Annotated in this window: 23 protein-coding genes; 18 read left to right on the top strand and 5 right to left on the bottom strand. The window is 41.9% G+C overall.

Translation table 11 applies throughout. The annotated features are described in order from the left end of the window. Nucleotides 1-3: 3 nt before the first annotated feature. A complete protein-coding gene (locus ACE3MZ_RS17515) occupies nt 4-564 on the bottom strand; it encodes a GNAT family N-acetyltransferase (RefSeq protein ID WP_411343416.1) in 561 nt (186 codons plus the stop codon). Between the two features lie 311 nt (nt 565-875). Here ACE3MZ_RS17515 and ACE3MZ_RS17510 point away from each other — a divergent pair, with 311 nt between their 5' ends. The 4 genes from ACE3MZ_RS17510 to ACE3MZ_RS17495 all read left to right on the top strand — a co-directional run bounded on the left by ACE3MZ_RS17510 (nt 876) and on the right by ACE3MZ_RS17495 (nt 6,687). Beyond that, on the top strand, nt 876-2,339 hold the full coding sequence (locus tag ACE3MZ_RS17510; RefSeq protein WP_411343415.1) for a carboxylesterase/lipase family protein: 1,464 nt from the start codon (nt 876-878) through the stop codon (nt 2,337-2,339). A 338-nt stretch (nt 2,340-2,677) separates the two neighbouring features. Next, complete coding sequence (locus tag ACE3MZ_RS17505) at nt 2,678-3,739, top strand: HD-GYP domain-containing protein (protein WP_411343414.1); 1,062 nt, start codon at nt 2,678-2,680, stop codon at nt 3,737-3,739. 331 nt (nt 3,740-4,070) lie between these two features. Beyond that, nucleotides 4,071-6,080: a S9 family peptidase gene (locus tag ACE3MZ_RS17500; protein WP_411343413.1), complete on the top strand. Its 2,010-nt coding sequence runs from the start codon at nt 4,071-4,073 to the stop codon at nt 6,078-6,080. A 28-nt stretch (nt 6,081-6,108) separates the two neighbouring features. Next, nucleotides 6,109-6,687, top strand: a complete 579-nt coding sequence (locus tag ACE3MZ_RS17495) for a GNAT family N-acetyltransferase (protein ID WP_411343412.1) — start codon at nt 6,109-6,111, stop codon at nt 6,685-6,687. A 196-nt stretch (nt 6,688-6,883) separates the two neighbouring features. Here the strand turns inward: ACE3MZ_RS17495 and ACE3MZ_RS17490 are convergent, their stop codons facing one another. Then, entirely contained in the window at nt 6,884-7,600 is a 717-nt protein-coding gene (locus tag ACE3MZ_RS17490) for an S-layer homology domain-containing protein (protein ID WP_411343411.1), read from the bottom strand. A 415-nt stretch (nt 7,601-8,015) separates the two neighbouring features. On the opposite strand from ACE3MZ_RS17490, the gene ACE3MZ_RS17485 reads away from it, so the two are divergent. Both ACE3MZ_RS17485 and ACE3MZ_RS17480 read left to right on the top strand, forming a co-directional pair. Further along, the gene (locus tag ACE3MZ_RS17485) at nt 8,016-8,192 is read left to right on the top strand and encodes a hypothetical protein (protein WP_411343410.1); all 177 of its coding nucleotides are present in this window, start codon (nt 8,016-8,018) and stop codon (nt 8,190-8,192) included. Nucleotides 8,193-8,432: 240 nt separating this feature from the next. Then, nucleotides 8,433-9,236, top strand: a complete 804-nt coding sequence (locus ACE3MZ_RS17480; protein WP_411343409.1) for an alpha/beta hydrolase — start codon at nt 8,433-8,435, stop codon at nt 9,234-9,236. A 177-nt stretch (nt 9,237-9,413) separates the two neighbouring features. On the opposite strand, the gene ACE3MZ_RS17475 is transcribed toward ACE3MZ_RS17480, so the two are convergent. The 3 genes from ACE3MZ_RS17475 to ACE3MZ_RS17465 form a co-directional block, all read right to left on the bottom strand. Then, complete coding sequence (locus tag ACE3MZ_RS17475) at nt 9,414-10,508, bottom strand: mechanosensitive ion channel family protein (protein ID WP_411343408.1); 1,095 nt, start codon at nt 10,506-10,508, stop codon at nt 9,414-9,416. A gap of 381 nt (nt 10,509-10,889) precedes the next feature. Next, nucleotides 10,890-11,150, bottom strand: a complete 261-nt coding sequence (locus tag ACE3MZ_RS17470) for a GlsB/YeaQ/YmgE family stress response membrane protein (RefSeq protein ID WP_411343407.1) — start codon at nt 11,148-11,150, stop codon at nt 10,890-10,892. A gap of 409 nt (nt 11,151-11,559) precedes the next feature. Then, entirely contained in the window at nt 11,560-12,459 is a 900-nt protein-coding gene (locus tag ACE3MZ_RS17465) for a manganese catalase family protein (RefSeq protein ID WP_411343406.1), read from the bottom strand. A 264-nt stretch (nt 12,460-12,723) separates the two neighbouring features. Between ACE3MZ_RS17465 and ACE3MZ_RS17460 the strand changes: the two genes are divergently transcribed. The 12 genes from ACE3MZ_RS17460 (at nt 12,724) to ACE3MZ_RS17405 (ending at nt 19,606) form a co-directional block, all read left to right on the top strand. After that, nucleotides 12,724-13,662: a sugar-binding transcriptional regulator gene (locus ACE3MZ_RS17460; protein ID WP_411346834.1), complete on the top strand. Its 939-nt coding sequence runs from the start codon at nt 12,724-12,726 to the stop codon at nt 13,660-13,662. Nucleotides 13,663-13,751: 89 nt separating this feature from the next. Beyond that, nucleotides 13,752-14,042: a CPCC family cysteine-rich protein gene (locus ACE3MZ_RS17455; protein WP_411343405.1), complete on the top strand. Its 291-nt coding sequence runs from the start codon at nt 13,752-13,754 to the stop codon at nt 14,040-14,042. A 22-nt stretch (nt 14,043-14,064) separates the two neighbouring features. Continuing rightward, on the top strand, nt 14,065-14,505 hold the full coding sequence (locus ACE3MZ_RS17450) for a hypothetical protein (RefSeq protein ID WP_411343404.1): 441 nt from the start codon (nt 14,065-14,067) through the stop codon (nt 14,503-14,505). Nucleotides 14,506-14,737: 232 nt separating this feature from the next. After that, nucleotides 14,738-15,235, top strand: coding sequence for a hypothetical protein (locus tag ACE3MZ_RS17445; protein ID WP_411343403.1), 498 nt, complete (start codon nt 14,738-14,740; stop codon nt 15,233-15,235). Nucleotides 15,236-15,554: 319 nt separating this feature from the next. Further along, entirely contained in the window at nt 15,555-15,716 is a 162-nt protein-coding gene (locus ACE3MZ_RS17440) for a hypothetical protein (protein ID WP_411343402.1), read from the top strand. 23 nt (nt 15,717-15,739) lie between these two features. Then, nucleotides 15,740-16,087, top strand: a complete 348-nt coding sequence (locus ACE3MZ_RS17435; RefSeq protein ID WP_411343401.1) for a hypothetical protein — start codon at nt 15,740-15,742, stop codon at nt 16,085-16,087. An 83-nt stretch (nt 16,088-16,170) separates the two neighbouring features. After that, nucleotides 16,171-16,749, top strand: coding sequence for a hypothetical protein (locus tag ACE3MZ_RS17430; RefSeq protein ID WP_411343400.1), 579 nt, complete (start codon nt 16,171-16,173; stop codon nt 16,747-16,749). Nucleotides 16,750-16,807: 58 nt separating this feature from the next. Continuing rightward, complete coding sequence (locus ACE3MZ_RS17425; protein WP_411343399.1) at nt 16,808-17,446, top strand: hypothetical protein; 639 nt, start codon at nt 16,808-16,810, stop codon at nt 17,444-17,446. 136 nt (nt 17,447-17,582) lie between these two features. Further along, on the top strand, nt 17,583-17,780 hold the full coding sequence (locus ACE3MZ_RS17420) for a hypothetical protein (protein WP_411343398.1): 198 nt from the start codon (nt 17,583-17,585) through the stop codon (nt 17,778-17,780). Nucleotides 17,781-17,827: 47 nt separating this feature from the next. Then, nucleotides 17,828-18,289 carry a hypothetical protein gene (locus tag ACE3MZ_RS17415; RefSeq protein ID WP_411343397.1) on the top strand — a complete coding sequence of 154 codons (462 nt, stop codon included), beginning with the start codon at nt 17,828-17,830 and terminating at the stop codon, nt 18,287-18,289. A gap of 257 nt (nt 18,290-18,546) precedes the next feature. After that, entirely contained in the window at nt 18,547-19,065 is a 519-nt protein-coding gene (locus ACE3MZ_RS17410) for a hypothetical protein (RefSeq protein ID WP_411343396.1), read from the top strand. Nucleotides 19,066-19,144: 79 nt separating this feature from the next. Next, complete coding sequence (locus tag ACE3MZ_RS17405; protein ID WP_411343395.1) at nt 19,145-19,606, top strand: hypothetical protein; 462 nt, start codon at nt 19,145-19,147, stop codon at nt 19,604-19,606. Nucleotides 19,607-19,639 lie beyond the last annotated feature (33 nt).

Below are 19,639 nucleotides of genomic sequence, written 5' to 3'. Positions count from 1 at the left end.
TGATCATGTAAGGAGTTTGATCATTCGATCATACAGATGACTACTGATCTCGATAGATCCATCTTCCGTATAACCCAATCGCTCGTACAGCGCTCTGGCACGTACATTGTCTAGATCGACAATGAGCAGCAGTCGTTCATGGTTCAATTGACGTGCAATCTGCTCAAATTCGGCAATCAGCAACGTACCGATGCCCTGACCTTGATAATTGGGACTGACAGCAATCGAATCTAGATAATACTCATTTGGTCGTGCTTCTGGAACAACCTCATCACCGGACAGCCCCTTTTCACGTAATTGCGCAATAATCGGTGCATCCAACGCTGCAATATCATGACCGTGATAAGCTAGGAAGAACCCAGCAATCTGATGTTCTCGCTCCAGCACATAGACGTTTTCATAACTAAGTCGATTACCAGATTGGGTAAAAAATTGTCCTAACGTATCTAGCATCTGCGCATGATCGGTTGTACCAGCTAGCATTTGTCCGATATCGCCAATAGCGGACAATAACAGTGGAATCACTTCATGCACATCGCTAGGTTGTGCCTGTCTCACACTCATTACGAACTCTCCTCTGTCACAAAGGTAAGCAGCACAGGGCACGTACATAGCACGTACATAGAAAGAATGAAGATACCGCTACCTTCAATATCGGGTATATGATGTATACAGGTATAGTCTAATGGGCATCTTCACTTTTCTATATCAATCATCCGTCCCTGCCTGCATTCCTTGCCAGTATATCACACCAACTGTCATCTTTTGCAAAAGAGATACAGCACCACATTGCGAAAATTGTGGCACTACGTCCCCATATGTTTAAATGAGAATATACACTTTAGTATTACGAACCGGAAGGATGAAGAATAGTCATGGAAAATACACTCATTTCTACAGTATACGGAGAAGTTCAAGGTGTGCGCGAGAATGGCACAGTCATCTGGCGCGGCATTCCTTATGCCCAGCCACCGGTAGGCGATTTACGCTTCCAGCCGCCCCAATCATTACAAGCATGGGAAGGCGCGCGCGATGCAACACGTTTTGGACCTGTTAGCCCTCAGTCGGATAGCGAGCTGGAAAATTCGTATCCCGATGGTATGCGTCCGGTCAAATCGGAAGATTGTTTGTATTTGAATATATGGGCAGCCGACGGTCCCGCTCGGGAGACTCCACTCCCGGTAATGGTTTGGATTCATGGTGGAGCTTTTATGAACGGTGCAGGCAGCTTGCCATTTTACGATGGTACTTCATTTGTGCTGAACAGCGAAGTTATTGTTGTTACTATCAATTATCGACTTGGTGTATTCGGATTTCTCGATTTGTCTCATCATGGACAATCGGAATCTGCGAACCTCGGCTTACAGGATCAGATTGCCGCACTACAATGGGTGCAAGACAATATTGCTGCATTTGGCGGTGATCCAGATCGAGTAACGATTTTTGGTGAATCTGCTGGAGCGATGAGTATTGCAGCATTGCTGGCAATGCCTGCATCCAAGGGGTTGTTCCGCGCCGCCATTTTGCAAAGTGGAGCATCTCAGTTTACTACGCCTGACGTATCTCGTACTGTTACTGAGCACCTGATTGCCAGTCTGGGTGGTAGTCACGGTGATACGTCTGTGCTGTATCAGGCTTCGACGGAGCAGCTATTAAGCGCTGGCGAACAGGTGCGAAGTGGCGCGGGAGCATTATCGATGCCGTTCCAACCTGTGCTGCATGAATCAACGTTACCTATAGAACCACTACAAGCGATTCGCAATGGGGCAGCCAAAGGGATTCCCCTAATTATCGGTACCAATATGGATGAAGGATCGATGTTTGTGCATATTTCATCTGAGTTGATGAGCAAGCCGCAAATTGCCGGAGTACTAGAATCGATGACCGGTTTGAATGCAGCTCCATTGATTGAGCAGTATCCCATGACTGCCGAAGGTCAAGCACAGATTATGACCGATCTGTTTTTCTGGCGCAGCGCCATTCAATATGCGGAAGCGCAATTGGAGCATGGTGATGTATGGATGTATCGGTTTGACTGGAATCAGTCAGGGCATCAATTTTTTAATACGGCAACTCATGCGAGTGAGATTCCATTTGTATTTAACAATCAGCTTCTACTTCAGCATATGGGTGTTGAACTGGATGAGCAAACGTTGAATATGGCAACACAAATGCAGCGCGCATGGGCGACATTTGCGCATACTGCTATTCCGACTACTCTGGAAATTCCATGGACGGATTATAATCGTCATGAGCGTAATACACTTGTATTTAACCGTATCATTGAATTAGTACAAGACCCGGATGCTGAGAAACGCATTCAGTTCATTGGTGAATAAGCACGATAGATCAACAAGGCGCAAATGAAGCAGCTAGTTTGGCTTCATTTGCGCCTTGTTTTGTGATATTCTCCATTCAGATAGCAGCCTCTACGAAACAGCTGTAACCACAATTCTAGTCTATTCTAGTCCAAAAGAGATAGTTACTACATGCCTGCCTGCACAAACGTGAATGCGCTATATCTCAGGATTGAGCAAGAAGTTCTATAATAAAGTAGCAATCATTTACCGATAACATTAATACTTAAAATATGTCAAAATATGCTGTAATGTTACATATTTACTGTTCATTCTGCATCTTATGCTGTCGAATATACTCATTTGCTGGAGGGATTATTTTGTTAATACATATTGATGATGTAAAACAGGGAGACCGGCTTGGCGCAGATGCATTTAACCATTCTGGTGTCCCACTGCTCAAGCAAGGTACACTGCTAACAGCGGAAGATATTACGCTGTTGACGCGTCACCAACTCGATTATATCGATGTGGAAACGGCGGCAACGTCCAAATCGCTAGATGATCCAAGCGCGCTTGCTGTCCCGGATCTGATTGGTCTACCTACCCAATTGAAAAAGAACGTAGAGCTATCGCTGCAAACGTATCAATCCATTTTTCTGGAATCGTTAACACGGGGCAAGTTCAGCGGCGATCTGACCGGGCAACTGCTGGAACCATTATTGCTTGATCTGGATGGGAAAAAGGATGTCGTATCCTTGCTACTGATGCTGGAAGCAGAGGACGATCATATTTACAGCCATTCACTCAAAGTCGGCTTGCTCAGCTACTACATCGCCGGTTGGCTTGGTCATACGGAGGCTGAATGTTACCGTATTAGCCGTGCTGGATATTTGCATGATATCGGTAAAAGCCGCCTGCCTTCCATTATCCGTGGCGGTAAGGACAGCATGAACGCATCGGAGATGAAAGAATATCGTATGCATACTCAGTATGGCTACGATCTGATCATGGAATCTCTAGGCGATAAACCGACCGCACTGGTCGCATTGCAGCATCATGAACGCGGCGATGGCACCGGTTATCCACAGCGATTATACAAAAATGGCATTCATGCTTACACTCGAATCGTCTCCGTTGCGGATGAGTTTATTAATATGGCGGCTGTGAACGAAGATGGTAGCAAAGAGGGGCTAGTTAGTATTTTGCAAAATATTTACGAACTTGGCTTCTCCAAACTGCATGAGAAACCGGTACAGGCGCTGATCTATCACATGTCGCCCAATCTGGTTGGCAAACGCGTCGAATTGAATAACGGTCAGAACGGCGTGATTATCCTTGCCAATCAGACTGACATGTTCCGTCCGCTCGTGCAGACAGGTGAACAATTTATTGATTTGTCCAAAGAACGCCAAGTAAAGATTCGCAAAGTACTCATTTAATCGTGTACACTTAGACACAGACACAGACACAGACACAGACACAGACACAGACACAGACACAGACACAGACACAGACACAGACACAGACACAGACACAGACACAGACACAGACACAGACACAGACACAGACACAGACACAGACACGAGATGTGACTCCATCCCTTTATACCTCTATCCTTGTCTTACCTCAGCCCCGGTATAACAACCGGGGCTTTTGCATGTTGATTTGCCATCATGTCGCACATTGCGTAATGACGTCAGGTGGGCTACTATGTGCAGTATGGGTGAAAATGGAAAGAACGTACGAATTGTTCACCCGATGAGGAGGCGGATGATGATGGGCAAACAACATAAAGTACAAGCAGAGGACTTATACCGTTTTCGCTGGATCCAAGAACCGGTTGCTGACCCTAACGGGCAACGGATTGTATATGTTAATCGTCAGGTGAATGACAAACGTACTGGCTATGATCTGCAATTGCGAATCATGCAAGCAGATGGCAGTGACGAACGCCAATTTACAGCAGGGTCAAGTGACCGCGCACCAGCCTGGTCGCCAGATGGGCAACGGATCGCTTTTTTGCGATTACACGATAAGAAGACACAGGTATGGATCATCCCGGCAAATAGTGGTGAAGCGACGGTAGCAACCTCATTGCCAGAAGGCGTAAGTGCATTCCAGTGGTCGCCAGATGGCAATCATCTACTGCTGACGGCTGAACAGGAACAGGATACAGAGGAGACGACCGATCATTCCAAGCAAGCCGATGATAGCGATAAGCTGGAAGCGTTGATCGTCGACCGGATTACATACAAATCGGACAGTGGCGGATTGTGGAACGGACGACGTGAGCATCTGTACGTTTATCATGTGGAAACTGGAAAAGGGGAATGGATCACGTCTGGTGCTTACGATGTGCATGCTGCGGTCTGGTCACATGACGGACAACAGATTGCATTTGCTGCACATATGCCTGCGGACGACGAAGCCGATCCTGATTTTGCTCTGACGAGCGATCTGTATAGCATTCGGATAGATGGCAGTGGATTGACATGCTGGACAAACAATCAATACGAGCTGGCTTCGCTATCCTGGTCGCCAGATGGCAGGCAGATTGCTTTTATCGCCAGTGATGAGTCGTATCACAATGCGACTTTGTTGCGACTGTATGGGTTGTCATTGCACGATGGTAGCATCACCTGTCTATGCGATGATGCAGAGCTAATGATAACGAATGTATTGGTTGGCGATACTGGTATCGGCGCCAATGCGCGACCGATATACAGCAAGGATAGCAAGCACATTTATGTGCAAAGTTCAGCGGAAGGCACAGTGCGGTTGCTACAACTGGCAGCAGATGGTTCCGGTCATACTGTATTGCTGGATGGACAGCGCAATATTCATTATTTTACCCCGCTGCATAATGGGACATTCGCAATTGTATCTGCTTCTCCATTGCAACCGGGTGAATTGTTTCTAGCTGATCCGGCAACAGGGACAGAAACGCAATTGACACATGCTAATGATGAATTGCTAGCGGAATTGTTGCTCAGTACACCGCAGGAGCTGCATTTGACTTCGGTAGATGGGCATCCGCTACAAGCATGGCTTATGCCACCGGTAGATGTGGAGTATAGCGCCGATCACAAAGTACCTGCTGTGCTAGAGATTCATGGTGGTCCGCATATGATGTACGGATTTACGTTTGTACTGGAATTCCAGTTGCTGTGTTCGCAAGGATATGCGGTCATATTCACCAATCCACGTGGTAGTCATGGGTATGGGCAGACCTTTGTAAATGCGTGCCGGGGGGATTATGGTGGTGGCGATTATCGTGATCTGATGACTGTGACCGATTATGTGTTGGAGCATACAGACTGGATTGATCCCCAGCGCATCGGGGTAACAGGCGGTAGCTATGGCGGATTCATGACCAACTGGATTGTCGGTCAGACGGATCGCTTCAAGGCAGCGGTGACGCAGCGTTCGATTAGCAACTGGGTTTCATTTTATGGAGTGAGTGATATCGGATTTTATTTTACGGAGGATCAGATTGGCGGCAATCCGTGGGACAAGCTGGAGCAGCTATGGAAGCATTCGCCACTTGCGTACGCAGGGAATGTGAAGACGCCGATTCTTATCCTGCATGGGGAAAAGGATTTGCGTTGTCCGATTGAACAGGCAGAGCAGTGGTTTACGGCATTGAAGCGTCTTGGTGTCAAAACGCGTCTTGTACGCTTCCCGGAAGCCAATCATGAACTGTCTCGTTCCGGGCATCCGCAGTTGCGTATCCAGCGGTTGCAGCAGATTATCGGCTGGTTTGAACACTATCTCCGTTGAGCGAATCATACAATATGGAGATGATCAGATGGAAGAAGCAACATCGTATCAAGAAGGCGTAGTCAAGATTCGTCCGGCAGTACAGATTGATGCGGAAACGCTATGGCGACTTGCTTACGAAGACGCCGCACCAGAATGGAAAAAGTGGGATGCTCCTTATTATGAGCATGTGCCGCTCACCTATGAGCAATTTATAGAGCGCGAGCAGGAAAGCTGGATCGATAATGATGCTCGCTGGGTCATTGAAGTCGATGGAAATGTAGTCGGAATGGTCAGTTATTACTGGGAGCATCAGCCGTCGTGGTGGCTGGAGATGGGCATTGTTATTTTCGATCCGGCGTACTGGAATGGCGGCTATGGCACGATTGCATTCACGTTGTGGATCAGACATTTATTTACGATTATGCCACTTGTACGTGTAGGATACACAACATGGTCTGGCAATGAACGAATGGTGCAGATCGGCTACAAGCTGGGCATGACAATGGAAGCGCGACTCCGCAAATGCCGTCTCTATGAGGGAGTGTACTACGATTCGATCCGAATGGGGCTGCTACGCGAAGAATGGGAAGCATTCACAGCAGCGAAAACAGCAACAGACACGTAGTATGGAAATGGAACCAACCATCATAAAAGACCTTGCCAATGGATTAGGGAAGATTGACGTCCCTGTTCCAAAAGCAAGGTCTTTTTTTTGTGATGCAAAGGTATGAATGATATCAAGTGATACATGATGTACATACATATACGCCATGTGTTCCGTACACTACAGCATGAACCTCTACGTACTATTATGGTTATTGTTAACTTTCGCCCTCAACTGCATCGTCTGACGGAGTCATGCCGGTGTTGTCAGTCGTTGGATTGCTCAGCTCTGGATGTTCCTGCAAATATTGTAGAGCATTATAGATCATTACCGCTGCTTCAGCGCGAGTAATCGGCTGCGTCGGATCGAAGTTACCACTGCTGTCCAACTCGGTAATATTCCATGCGAGCGAACGTTGAATCGCGCCTTGATAAGCGGCAGTGATTTTGCTCTCATCCTTGATTGTTACTGGCTCAACGTTGATCTGCGGCAGATTACCAGCTTTTTGCATAGCAGCGACTGTGAAGTTAGTAAATTGTTCACGCGTCAGTTTGCCGGACGGTTCAATCGCACGTGGCACTTCCAGTCCATTGACCGCAGCAATGATGAAAGCGTCTGAGTACCAGACGTTATCTTTCACTTTAGTATAGGAATCGCTGGCTTCTGGTGCTTTGATAAATTTGTAATCGTCTAGACTGAGTTTGAAGCTGTTGACGAGCAATTGTACACCTTGCGAGGAGGTGATCGTCTGATTCGGTTTGAACTGTGTCGCTGTCACTCCACTAATATAACCACGTTCCTGTAGAGACTCAATTTTGTCCTTGCCCTCTACATTAGTAAGGTCGGTAAAGTTACTGCTTGCTGCGAACGCCTGCGTACTTAATGCGAACGTTAGTACGGAAGCAGCAGCTACGGCTGTCCATGTATGCTTCATGAATAATCCCCTTTCCTACTCCTAAATGTGATCCTTCCTACTCCTTCTGACGCGTCTGTGAAAAAGAAGGTTGCACTAATGGTACTTTTAATTTAAAAACATGTAAATATGAATCAGTCTTACGACATATGCCCTTTTTTCGTAATTGTCGACAAATGTAGGGTATATGATCCTAGTTTTTGTCGACAAAAAGTATGCGAAAAAGTCAAAATAAATTCGACAAACCGGGTCTATCGATTCATTTATAGAAAAAACTCCAGAATATGTATTTTAGGTATTTTCAATAGGAAGATTTGGGGGTATAACTATATTAACTTAATTACATGTGTAGGAAGTAGACATAGGAATTCCTAGGAAGCAAAACATACATCGAACACGATCACATTACATCACAAAATAAGGAGCGTGAATGAAGATGAATATCAACTTGAGCGTATATCAAATGACACCATACAATCATCAACAATTCAGACCACAAGCAACAGTAACGGCAGCGAAGACGGATGCAGGTGGCAATGGTCAAAGTTTCCAAGAACTGCTGAACGCACAAATGGCAGGTAGCACTGGGATTACAACTTCCCGTAGACGCTAATCACTTATTGATCGGTAAGCAATGGAATGACGGTTATCTATTTTGGTAACAGGTATTGATCTGTGAATCACGCATGAGAACGAGCGGAACGTTCCTCAGCGATAGTACGACCATATCATATAATGATTCCAATATGAGATTCCTATTGGGAGCCGAAGCTTACATAACGGGCAACTGTCTTTGCAGACAGGGGTCCTTTTTTATTATGATAAAAAGGAATAGAGCAGAGGAGGCTACAGAATGGCACTGATTCAATGCGACTTTTATTCTGATGTACTTGGTTTATCGACATCGATGACGGTGATTTTGCCCCAGCAAACCCGTACCCAGATTGGTATGGAAGGGAAGGCGGGGGATGGCAAGCATCCAACGCTATACTTACTGCATGGGCTGTCAGATGATCATTCGATCTGGCTACGCCGTACATCGATTGAGCGCTATGCGGCGGCATATGGATTGGCAGTCGTGATGCCGAATGCACATCGCAGCTTTTATACCGATATGGAGCAGGGTGGGCAGTATTATACGTTTGTATCAGAAGAGTTGCCACAGTTGGCAGAATCGTTTTTCCCACTGTCTACGCGCCGGGAGGATCGGTTTGTTGCAGGTCTGTCCATGGGTGGATATGGGGCGTTGAAGCTCGGCATGAGCAAGCCAGAGCAGTATGCAGCAGCTGCCAGTCTATCCGGCGTTACAGAGCTGGAATTTATGTTCAATACGCGTGAGAAGGACCCGACATCATTAGGTGAGATTCAGCGAATCTTTGGTTCATTGCAACAGTCCAAAGGTACAGTAAACGATCTCTTTTATTTGGCGGAACAATTGGCGGATGGGAAGACTGACTACGTTCCAGCACTATATCAGTGCTGTGGTACTGAAGATTTCTTATATGATGGCAATGTGCGCTTTCGGGATCATGTGAACAAGCTAGGATTGGAACTAACATACGAAGAGGAGCCGGGTGAGCATGAGTGGGGCTACTGGGACAACAAAATTCAGCGTGTGCTGGAATGGCTACCACTGAATCCAGCAGAGAACGATTAATTGTTGCTACACAGAGATGACTTTTTCAAATACCAATGTTTCTATAAGAATATACGTCTGTACACGTAGGAACGGATCACCTGCTCCTATAGGAAGATGGTGTGAAAATAGCCAGTCTGCGCATATTTCTCAAAGCGCAGACTGGCTATTTTTGGATATAACCGCTATTCGATTGGACTATGCTTTGCGCGCTTCCAGTTCCGGTTCTTGCACAAGTACGCGCTGTGTTGGGAATGCCAGTTTCACGCCTTCTTCCTCTAATACTTGCATCACATGCAGATTCAGCTGCTGACGATATACCAGATTATCGCCCCATGCGGGAGACTTGGTAAAACACTGCACCATAATGCCAAGACTACTCTCATAAAATTCATTAAACTTAACCATTACACTACCTGGTGCAATCGATTCGTCATGTTCCAGATACTCGGTCAAACGGGCAACGACCTTCTCAATGCGATCGCCTGACGTGTATAGCGATACTTTGATATTGAAGAAGATTTTACGTTTGCCCATCTGACTGCCGTTTGTAATCGCGGAGGCAGCCAGCTTGGAATTAGGAACGATGACTAACGCATCGGTAAAGGTACGGATCTTCGAGCTGCGGAAGGTAATATCTTCAACAATGCCCTCAATATCCGGTGTAGAGATCCAGTCGCCTCTGGAGAATGGCTTTTCCAAAATAATAATAATACCAGCGATAATGTTACTAAGCGATTCCTGAGCAGCGAGCGCGATGGCGAGACTGCCCAACCCCATACCTGCAACAACGCCGTTAATGCTGAATCCCCACTCCGCGCCGACAATCGTAATTACGAGCAGGATTACGATAAAGCGGATCACTTTGGACAAAAAGGGAATAATCATGCTGGACGCATCCAGCCCGAATCGTTTGCCTGCGCCTTCCAGTAGTAGGGAAGAAGAGGCAGACACATTGTACAATCCCCAGCCGAGTAGCGCGACGCTAATGCTGCGATAGATCCGGTTCACATCGACAACAAAGCTCCATTGCTCATGCATAAAATAACGCAAGGATAAATACGTGCCGATCAGAATGAAAAAGTACTGAAGCGGCTTTTCGAATGCTTGCGCCCAGCGGATCAACGCTGGATGATTCTTGAAGCGCCCAATCACAAAGGCAAACAGATAACGCGTAAACAGTTTACGAAAGCCTAGAAACAATGCCAGAATTACAAAAGATACTAGCAAGTCGATCCAGCGTATATTGTAATACCACTGTACTGCCCAATCCCAGATCCAATTCAAATTCATACATCCCATCCTTTATCTCTGTGTAGTTGTGTGTTGTGTAGCAATGTTGTTCTTATAAGACTTCATGTGTAGCTACAGTATCGCTGGTTTACTCTCTCTGTACTTCTATTACCCGTCTAACAGTCGAGCGACCAAATAGATATTGAAATATATTGAAAAGGAGAATAAACATCATAGATCAAGCAACACAGAATATACAAAATAGACCAACTGAAATAGAGTAAAGGAAGTAGAAAAATGAGCGAACGAGCACAAACAAAAACCCTGCTTCAAAAGGAAGCAGGGTTTCTTATAAAGAACAAGTCGATGATTGTGCTGTGATTAGAAGTAAGAATCATCTCAATGTTCCGTGTATATTCTGTACAATTTCGTATTCTACAATTAGCTACGGGTTCTACGCATCGAACGCATAACCAGACTAACGATGAATACAAGAATGACTGCACCGATAATGGCTGGAATCAGATAGAATCCGCCAACCTCAGGTCCCCAAGAACCGAGCAATTTGCCGCCCAGCCAGCCACCGATGAAACCGGCGATAATGTTACCGATTACGCCACCAGGAATATCGCGTCCCACGATCAAACCTGCTAACCAACCAATAATACCTCCGATAATCAATGCCCATAACCATCCTAACATATCATTCGCCTCCTGAAATTATAAGTAAATTAAGTAAGTATATGAGAGTTGAATATATTTGCTACGCATACCCGATGGCCATATTATACGTTCCGGCAGAGTAGGAAAAATATTCAACAATCCGTCGTCGTTTATTACTTAACCAGCTACAACCAATTTAAACATTATGCTAAAAATTTAATAAATAGATGGCTTTTGTTGTTAGCGTTATGACGTTGAAATTGGATAAAAAATGGTTCGTGTTCGTCGTTATGAACACGAACCATTTGTGCAAGAACGTTTGATACATTCACAATGATTACATACAATAAAAGATCGAAATAAACATCATCAAACAATGAATAGGCTGCACATTCATTTGAGTATGACTCTAAGCGCTTAAACGAATGGAATACGGAATCAAAGCAACTTAATGCACATTTCCACTTTGTTTCAGACGTTTGGCAATCGCCGCAAAATCTTCTTTGGAAATACCCGGAGCAAATTCTTCTTCCACTTCTGGATATTCCGGTACAGGAACGCCTTCAGGGAATCCATGAATGACCTCAAGCGGCTGACCGTCCTCTGGATGCGTGCCTTTCCAGATCTCGCCAATCGCTTTGAAATCTTCCGTACTGTGTGTGTACAGACGGGTATGCACACCTTTTTCCTCATATTTGCGCGCTTCATTAAATGACTTGTTGCTCAATGACGGCACAGGTACGAGTTTGGTTACGTCAACACCAGTAGCAATTTCGAGCGCTTTTGCATAAGCGACCACATGGACGCCGCCGCGTACGAGTAAGAAGCCGACCACTTCGCGAGCTGCTGGATGATCCGTCATTTCGTATACCTTCATCTTATGCGTTCTGGCGCCGCACTCTAAGAAGAAGTTGTGCAGCAAGTCTTCGACTAAGTTGCCGCTGTTAAATACATTGTCGCCTGTCCAAGGGCGTCCCATCGAATCACGCGGCATTGCACCTTGCGCACCGGCAAGATACGGATAACTGAGACGTACATTTTTTACCGAACCGAGTGGTGTGTCATCTGGTTCTTTGTACGTTGTGGAACCGGCTTGGATCTTGTTGATGCCATGCGCTACAAGTTCCACGTGTCCAAGTTCCTCCGCCGTGATGCTCGTAACGAGATCATAGAACGGTTTTAGCTTGGACTTGTTACGGAAGTTAAACGACTGGAAAAGATAATTGTTCAGAGTCGACATTTCGCCAAATTTGCCGCCTAGTAGTTCTTGCACCGCTGCTGCTGCATCAGGGTCAGGACGGTCCACATCGGGAATTTGGATCAAAATCTGGTCAAGACGTGTAAACATAATCATACCTCCAGTAGTTTTGAGAATATGGCTCCGCACATAAAGAAAGCATATGTACATCATTTTGAAGCCTACACAACCAATACCCTATTTTAGGTAAAAAAAACGTTTTTAACATTTTATTACCAAAAATTTCATAGTTTCGTTGCGATCGAAAATGTCATATCATCGTATTTTGAATCGGAAAAATGTATAATCATCATAACAAGGGAGAATGTCGGCATGGCACCATCCCAATATTAATGGAGATGTGGGATGAACAGCATGGATAATGACAAGCAGCGCCTTAGCGTTGAAGCTGCCAGATTGTACTACCTATCGGACTATAGCCAGCAAGAGATCGCTACGAAACTCGGCGTCTCCCGCCCAACTGTTTCGCGCCTACTTCAACAGGCAAAGGAAAAGGGATATGTTCGGATTGAGATCGTGGACCCGCTGGAAGACCTCGATGCACTAGGAGAGCAATTGCGACAACAGTTTTCGTTGGAGACCGTTCATGTATGCTATGCACCAGTCAATGAATACAAAGAAATCCAGAAGCATATTAGCAAGCGTGCAGCAGACTATTTGCATGAGACGGTGCAGGATAGCGACATCATCGGCGTCACATGGGGGCGAACGATGTACTCTGTAGCACGGCAACTGGAGCAGAAGCAGGTGCGTGGGGTAGAAGTTGTACAGCTGAAGGGCGGCGTTAGTCATTCGCACATTAATACATATGCTGCCGAAACAGTGAACCTGTTTGCGGAAGCATTTCATACAAGTGCGCGTTATTTGCCATTGCCGGTGATCTTCGACAGCATTGAAGTGAAACGGATGGTGGAAGAGGATCGACACATCCAGCGGATTATCGAACTAGGGCGGCAGGCGAATATCGCGATGTTTACCGTAGGCACGGTGAAGCAGGATGCACTGCTGTTTCAGTTAGGTTATTTTAACGCGGAAGAGCAGAAGCTGCTGCAACGTACGGGGGCTGGGGATATTTGCTCACGCTTCTTTGATGCTAGTGGGGAGATATGTAGTCCCGCGATCAATGACCGTACGGTAGGGATTGATCTGCCAGATTTGCGCAGGAAGGAGAAGTCGATTCTAGTAGCTGGCGGACAGCGCAAGATCGATGCAATCCGCGCGGCGCTGGTGGGTAGATATGCGAATATTCTAGTGACGGATCAGTTTACAGCACAGGCGTTGTTGGCGGAGTGAGGGAATGGTTTACTTTTTGAGTGTTAGTGTTAGTGTTAGTGTTAGTGTTAGTGTTAGTATTAATGTTTGCGTGTTGGGGTTATAAGTACATGAAGCGGATTTTGAATGCATGTTTAGGAGTAAGTTATAAAATACAAAGAAGCTTTCCATTCATTGTGATGGAAGGCTTCTTTTATTTAGTGCACGAGATTATTTGTGATGTGTGTTTTTGGCAATTTGATTTTACAGCTCATTTGAAACCTGACCAAGAAAGTGGAGCTAATAAAATATCATTAAATCAAGCTATTGAGAATTACAAAAGATTTGGTGTTAGCAAGCTTCAACGCAAGCATTTAGTTAGGGCTCCGTTAGAAGAAGAATTACCTGAAAATAATTTGTAGTACAGATTGAATAAAAATAACCTTGATTGGTGTTGAACCTCTCAAGGTTATTTTTATTATTTTATTCAGCAATATTAATAGCAATTCATATATTACAGGAATAAATGTAAATGGTGTGCGTGGTGGTAGTGCAACAGCTGTTAAAGGGACTACTTTTAATCCCAATAATTTAACTATTAATAATCCATACGATTCTAATAAATTAATACGCTATAGAACTTTTGAGAATGAGCCTAGAATGATTTATTATGAGTCCATAGATAATCCAAATCCTCAAGAAGGATTTAAAGTTGTTCCAGAACCGAAATTAAAGCAAATTTGGGATAGTATTTCTGACTTTTTTGATCAAGATTATCATCCTGATGGAGTACCACTACCCAATGGTTTACCACCACTTGGAGGAAGCAAAAGTAACTCCAATAATTTTTTGCCGATACCGTTTCCTAGATTTGCAATATTCTAAAATGAGAGGATTAGAGAATTAAATGAAAATTTCAAAAACCATAAAGCAAACAATGCTGAGAGAACTTGAGAAAATGAACTTTGAATATAAATATCATCATAACTAATGGGAATTTAGGAGGGATTGTGGGACTTATACTGAAACTATAACTATTGATAAGAGTGACTGGATTGAAAATTCGATTAGAGTAGAATTTGGTAATGGAGAACAATCTGTCAACAGTTTTAAACTTATGCAAATTGATGGAGAATATTGGTATACTTATCAAAATGAACAAGATTTAAAACAAATCTTAATAGGGATAGTCGAACTTATTAAAACACGTGCTTTAGATTGGTGGACAAACAATCGTCCGAAGAATATCTATCCCCCTCAATTGAAAAAACTATTAGAAGAGCATTCTAAATATCAAAATCTAATATATAAGTACAACTTACAATCCTTTTCGCTAGAAGATCTAAAAAAAGCTGAAAATTTATTAACTCTTGACGTAGAATTGGATATTATATTAATGGTTACTTATTTTTTAGGTGAAATGATAATTACAAATTTAGAAGGTCGATGGGAGTATAGTGAGCCAGGATTTTTTTATATTGCCCATATAGGAGGAAATACTTCTTTTAAAAAAGATGTATTTCGCGAAGTATACCTTTGTCAAAATTCTAATAATAGCTTAATGATATTTTATAAATCGCTTTCTGAAACAGTAGACGTTTTAAACAATCAATAAATAATTTAAAGAACTCAATATTATAAATAAGCTATATACGTCCTGAATCAATTAAATCGATTCAGGACGATTCTTTTTAGATAGAGATAAGTAAATAACTATTTTCGTCAACAGAAATAAAGTACTTATTGTTTGACGGTATAATAGACTGATTAATCTAGATTTCAACAAATCTCGCCCGATACAAGTACAGAACAACGGTATACAAAGCTGGAATAAGACGAATATAGTAAATGTATGTTATGAGTACACACTACTCGGTCAGGTACAACAAATCACCTTCCCGACCATGTCGGATGGTAGTACGTTACAAAAGAGCATGAGCTATGATCCACTGAATCGATTGAGTAGCGTAAAACGTGCGGATGGGAGTGAGACGCAATACGAGTATGATCTACGCAGCAACCGTCTCACGCAAAGTGACACTCGCGATTTGCAAGAGGAGTTAAAACGACGCCAGCCAGAAAAAGATCATCACTAGCATATCAAGAAGGAGAGATAGAAGTGAGCATGGAAAATCAAAGTATAGAAGAAATTTATCAAAAGCCTGATTTTGATATAGTCAAAGGGTCAACATTTAATTTACAAGTTACATTTGATAAAAAGCTTGAACAATTCTATTATGACCAATTATTTGATATGATTGATCATTGGACATTCCCTTATAAAAATCAGTATGTTAGACCTTTTCGTATAACAGAACATAAAATTGAAGACAATATTTTTGATTTCGCAATAATTGTGAAGAAACAGATAGATGAGATAGATATGTTAAGATTAATGATTGAAGACTTATTATTTGCTTTTAATCATGCAGGATATCGGATGATAAAATGGGAATATGTATTTTAACATGTATATAGTATCCAGTTGTGCTCAACTTTTAGAAAATAACCAGTTGTATTGAATTGAAAAATATATAACAGGAGAGACAAATGACGATCCAATATCCTATAATGACCCCGCCATTCCCAGTTGTAAGCTTTAAAGAAATGAATAAAAAACAAGCTCAGCAGTGCTTTGAATGGTTTGTAAGCGAAATTCCATCAAGAATCGAAGTTTTAAAAAATGTAATAAAAGAGTCAGGTGTTCAAAAAATAGAACAATTTGATATGACCCCTCAATCTTTAATACCACTCTGGGATTGGCTGAAAGTACGTATCCACACTGTACCGTATTCGCCTGATGAAAAAAAGCAATTACAGGATGGATTACCTTCATGGATAGCTGAAGATATCAGAGACTGGAAACTGGATATTTCTACGATTGCATTGGCATTAGATGTATCTATTTATTTTGCTCAAGTGTTCATAACAAAATATCCTTCACTAGAATGGGATTTTTTGAAAAAACCTAAGTCTCATGTTTATTTTAATCAACCTGTAGTAGTAGGTTTTAAAAATGGACCACTTCACTCGCCTACCATCGTTACTAATTTGTGCACTTCATATGTAGATAGCAAATCAGAAAAAACGTTGTTATCTTTGTTTGAATTTTGGGAGAAATTTATTTAGTGAATACATAATGGATATCAGTGATTTTTCAATATCTTCCTAATAAAGGAGAAGTACTATGTGGCTTGTCTTTGTATGTATGCTCATAGCGTATCTGATCCAGCGTCATTGGGATCACAAAAAGGTTACGAATGAATTAGTTGTAACGTCCCTACCCGCAGCGATACCGTCTCAGTTATCGAATCGTCATGAAACTGATATTTACGATCTGACCTATAAATCGACTTGGATTGCTATTTACAACGTCGCAGTTGATCCTGATTATATGGAACATCTACTTAGATTATATGATATACAGGCTGACGTATTGCTGTTTAAACCAATGAATGGCTGGACGATTATTTCGGCGGAGGAATTACCGGATCTGAGCAAACCGGAACAAAATAGAGTGTTATTGGATATATTGGAGCAGTTGAGCAACCAGTTCGGAGAAGTACAATATTTTGCCAATCATCGAACGGTTAACTACTATGCTTGGGCAAAATTTGAACACGGTAAGTTGAAACGTGCATATAGTTATGAGTGGAAAACGTTATTGGATCAAGGAGAGCCAACGGCTGTTGAGACATTGATTCTTTCTTCGCACATTTGTAATGGAGAACTGCTGCCAGATGAAGAGATTGTATTGAAAATTGCGGCGGACTGGAGTTTTGTACCGGAAGGAATGGTTTTGGATAAAAGGCTTATACTTCATTGAAATTGGTGGAATTAATGTAATAGTAATGGATTTTGCTAAGCGCAATAGCTGAACTTTTAATAATTCAATAAATCAAAAACGATTGAACAATCCAAAAATGCAGTCAGGGATTAGAGTAGACAGGAGATTGAAGCTAATGAGAGAAGAGTTTAGTCTTAAAATTAATATTGAAACTATGAATGTTACACCATTAAATATAAACCAATGGTTGAGTAAAGCTCCATTTTTTGATGTTATTTCTTTTCAAGCAGATGATATCAAAAAGTATAGGGAACCTGCTAATTGGCGAATAGTGAACCTGAACGAAGTTTTTGCTAATATCAAAAAAAAATAAATCACCCTATATTTTTCACTTTCAAAGATGATTATAACAATTCTTTATTGTTAGGTATGCATGAAAGTTATTCATTTCTATTATTTACCGTTTACGATCTGCAAGGAGCCGATTTACAGCATTGGATTGATTATGCTAAATCTTTTTTTGAAATAGATAATATCGGAGTTGTAGCTTATTTTTATCCAGAGGATGATCTTTTTTGGCAAAGAAATGTCGATCCAGGTCAATATAAATTATATGGTAAATCTTTAGATGGCGTTACATTACGGCCTTTTAACAAGGTTAGTAGTCTAATTGATGTTAGTTCCCTTCCTGGTTATCCAAACGAGTTTGATAATTTGTGGTTTGGTTCAACTTGGAAAATGATCTATGGAGAAAAGTACTTTCAATTTTTATCGCGTGAGAAGTTAATTTCTTATCCAAATGCTTATGCAGTAGAACAATTAAAGAATCAAGCGATATGTATTACTTTATTTGAGAATTACAAAAGTTTACTGTACGGATGAAGCTAGACATATTCAAAAAGAATTTAGAAGTTATATGGAGATGGATCAGATTGTAGCTGCACTTGAAAAAACTAGATAAGTATAATATGCGAAAATGACTTAGAAAGATAATAATGAACCTTTGGCAATTACAATAGTGATTCAAGAAGAAGCACAAATATGATATATCAGTAACAAACTTGCTAAACATGATGTAGTTAAACCATTGAAAGAAAGCTTGATAAATACCAAAGTTTCTAAAGTAGGAGGAAATTATCGTGTCGAATATTAAAGAAGAAGTTAGGAAAAAATGGCTGTTTATGAACAAAAAAGAAATGATTCCAGGTTTGATCGTAGATAACATGACCTATGAGCAAATGATCGGCTGGATGGATACTACTCCGTATGAAGATGCTAGAAAGCGAATGAATAGTGAAGAAGTCGAATCTCTTATTATAGAATTTGTAGAAATGATGTGGAGTATAACACCAGATTATTATGACTTGAAGGGAATATTAGATACAGAGTTCTACATAAAAAATGAAGATTATGGAATTCTAGTAGAATGTACAGTGAATACAAATACCGTTAAGCTTTTAAAGAAAATCAGTATGCTATTAAGTCAACCTAATAGACATATTCAGGTACTTATTCTCTATGTAGATCAGCAACCAGACCCAAGCATCTTAAAGCAAAAATTAGATGATTTATCTGAAGAGTTTGACATGACATATGCGAAAGATTCGATTTTCATCGAATGGACAAATAAGAAAGTCATTGTGAGCATGCAAAATTGATTGGTGATTATTTTTAGATTATTACAAAATAAACTTCACTTTCTATAAATTTAATTCAATTATGGAATGGAGTAGCTACATGAATCTAAAATGTATCTCCCTTAAAAATAGCAAATCCATCTCTCAATCCGTCTGTTCATATATACCCGAAGTTCAAACGTTCAATGTTATAACAGAATATATGTCAGATGAATGTATCCCTTATAGATTAAGTATGGGCGCGTGCGTATGGCTAACTACAACAGGAGTGTTAGGAGAAATTGAACTCATCTATCCTCTACAACTATCTGAACATATTCTGTGGGAAAGGAATCATACTAGCAAACAAAAAGGTCGTCCCTATTTTCAAGACCTTGAATACGAATATGAGAATGTAGTAGTAGAAGTAGCTGAGAATCAATTTATTGTCTGGCTAGATACCCAAAGCGTAATCGATTTGGAAATTACGGCAAATAATCTGATGTACCTTTTCAGTAATAATCGTTTGGTTGGTTTATGTGCAAAAGACTACAAAATTATAACATATGAATCAAAACATTGATTATGCGCCTTTTACTAAGAAAGGAGAGTCTAT

The organism is Paenibacillus sp. WLX1005 (genome assembly GCF_046603685.1).
Lineage (GTDB): Bacteria > Bacillota > Bacilli > Paenibacillales > Paenibacillaceae > Saccharibacillus.
This window is presented reverse-complemented; position numbering and strand designations above follow the sequence as displayed.

What these genes read in the sequence shown, in the direction of transcription:
- ACE3MZ_RS17515 (WP_411343416.1), bottom strand. Translation starts at nt 564, where the DNA reads ATGAGTGTGAGACAGGCACAACCTAGCGATGTGCATGAAGTGATTCCA.
- ACE3MZ_RS17510 (WP_411343415.1), top strand. Translation starts at nt 876, where the DNA reads ATGGAAAATACACTCATTTCTACAGTATACGGAGAAGTTCAAGGTGTG.
- ACE3MZ_RS17480 (WP_411343409.1), top strand. Translation starts at nt 8,433, where the DNA reads ATGGCACTGATTCAATGCGACTTTTATTCTGATGTACTTGGTTTATCG.
- ACE3MZ_RS17460 (WP_411346834.1), top strand. Translation starts at nt 12,724, where the DNA reads ATGGATAATGACAAGCAGCGCCTTAGCGTTGAAGCTGCCAGATTGTAC.
- ACE3MZ_RS17470 (WP_411343407.1), bottom strand. Translation starts at nt 11,150, where the DNA reads ATGTTAGGATGGTTATGGGCATTGATTATCGGAGGTATTATTGGTTGG.
- ACE3MZ_RS17490 (WP_411343411.1), bottom strand. Translation starts at nt 7,600, where the DNA reads ATGAAGCATACATGGACAGCCGTAGCTGCTGCTTCCGTACTAACGTTC.
- ACE3MZ_RS17445 (WP_411343403.1), top strand. Translation starts at nt 14,738, where the DNA reads ATGCAAATTGATGGAGAATATTGGTATACTTATCAAAATGAACAAGAT.
- ACE3MZ_RS17440 (WP_411343402.1), top strand. Translation starts at nt 15,555, where the DNA reads ATGAGCTATGATCCACTGAATCGATTGAGTAGCGTAAAACGTGCGGAT.
- ACE3MZ_RS17430 (WP_411343400.1), top strand. Translation starts at nt 16,171, where the DNA reads ATGACGATCCAATATCCTATAATGACCCCGCCATTCCCAGTTGTAAGC.
- ACE3MZ_RS17425 (WP_411343399.1), top strand. Translation starts at nt 16,808, where the DNA reads ATGTGGCTTGTCTTTGTATGTATGCTCATAGCGTATCTGATCCAGCGT.
- ACE3MZ_RS17465 (WP_411343406.1), bottom strand. Translation starts at nt 12,459, where the DNA reads ATGTTTACACGTCTTGACCAGATTTTGATCCAAATTCCCGATGTGGAC.
- ACE3MZ_RS17500 (WP_411343413.1), top strand. Translation starts at nt 4,071, where the DNA reads ATGATGATGGGCAAACAACATAAAGTACAAGCAGAGGACTTATACCGT.
- ACE3MZ_RS17475 (WP_411343408.1), bottom strand. Translation starts at nt 10,508, where the DNA reads ATGAATTTGAATTGGATCTGGGATTGGGCAGTACAGTGGTATTACAAT.
- ACE3MZ_RS17485 (WP_411343410.1), top strand. Translation starts at nt 8,016, where the DNA reads ATGAATATCAACTTGAGCGTATATCAAATGACACCATACAATCATCAA.
- ACE3MZ_RS17420 (WP_411343398.1), top strand. Translation starts at nt 17,583, where the DNA reads ATGAGAGAAGAGTTTAGTCTTAAAATTAATATTGAAACTATGAATGTT.
- ACE3MZ_RS17495 (WP_411343412.1), top strand. Translation starts at nt 6,109, where the DNA reads ATGGAAGAAGCAACATCGTATCAAGAAGGCGTAGTCAAGATTCGTCCG.
- ACE3MZ_RS17455 (WP_411343405.1), top strand. Translation starts at nt 13,752, where the DNA reads ATGAAGCGGATTTTGAATGCATGTTTAGGAGTAAGTTATAAAATACAA.
- ACE3MZ_RS17405 (WP_411343395.1), top strand. Translation starts at nt 19,145, where the DNA reads ATGAATCTAAAATGTATCTCCCTTAAAAATAGCAAATCCATCTCTCAA.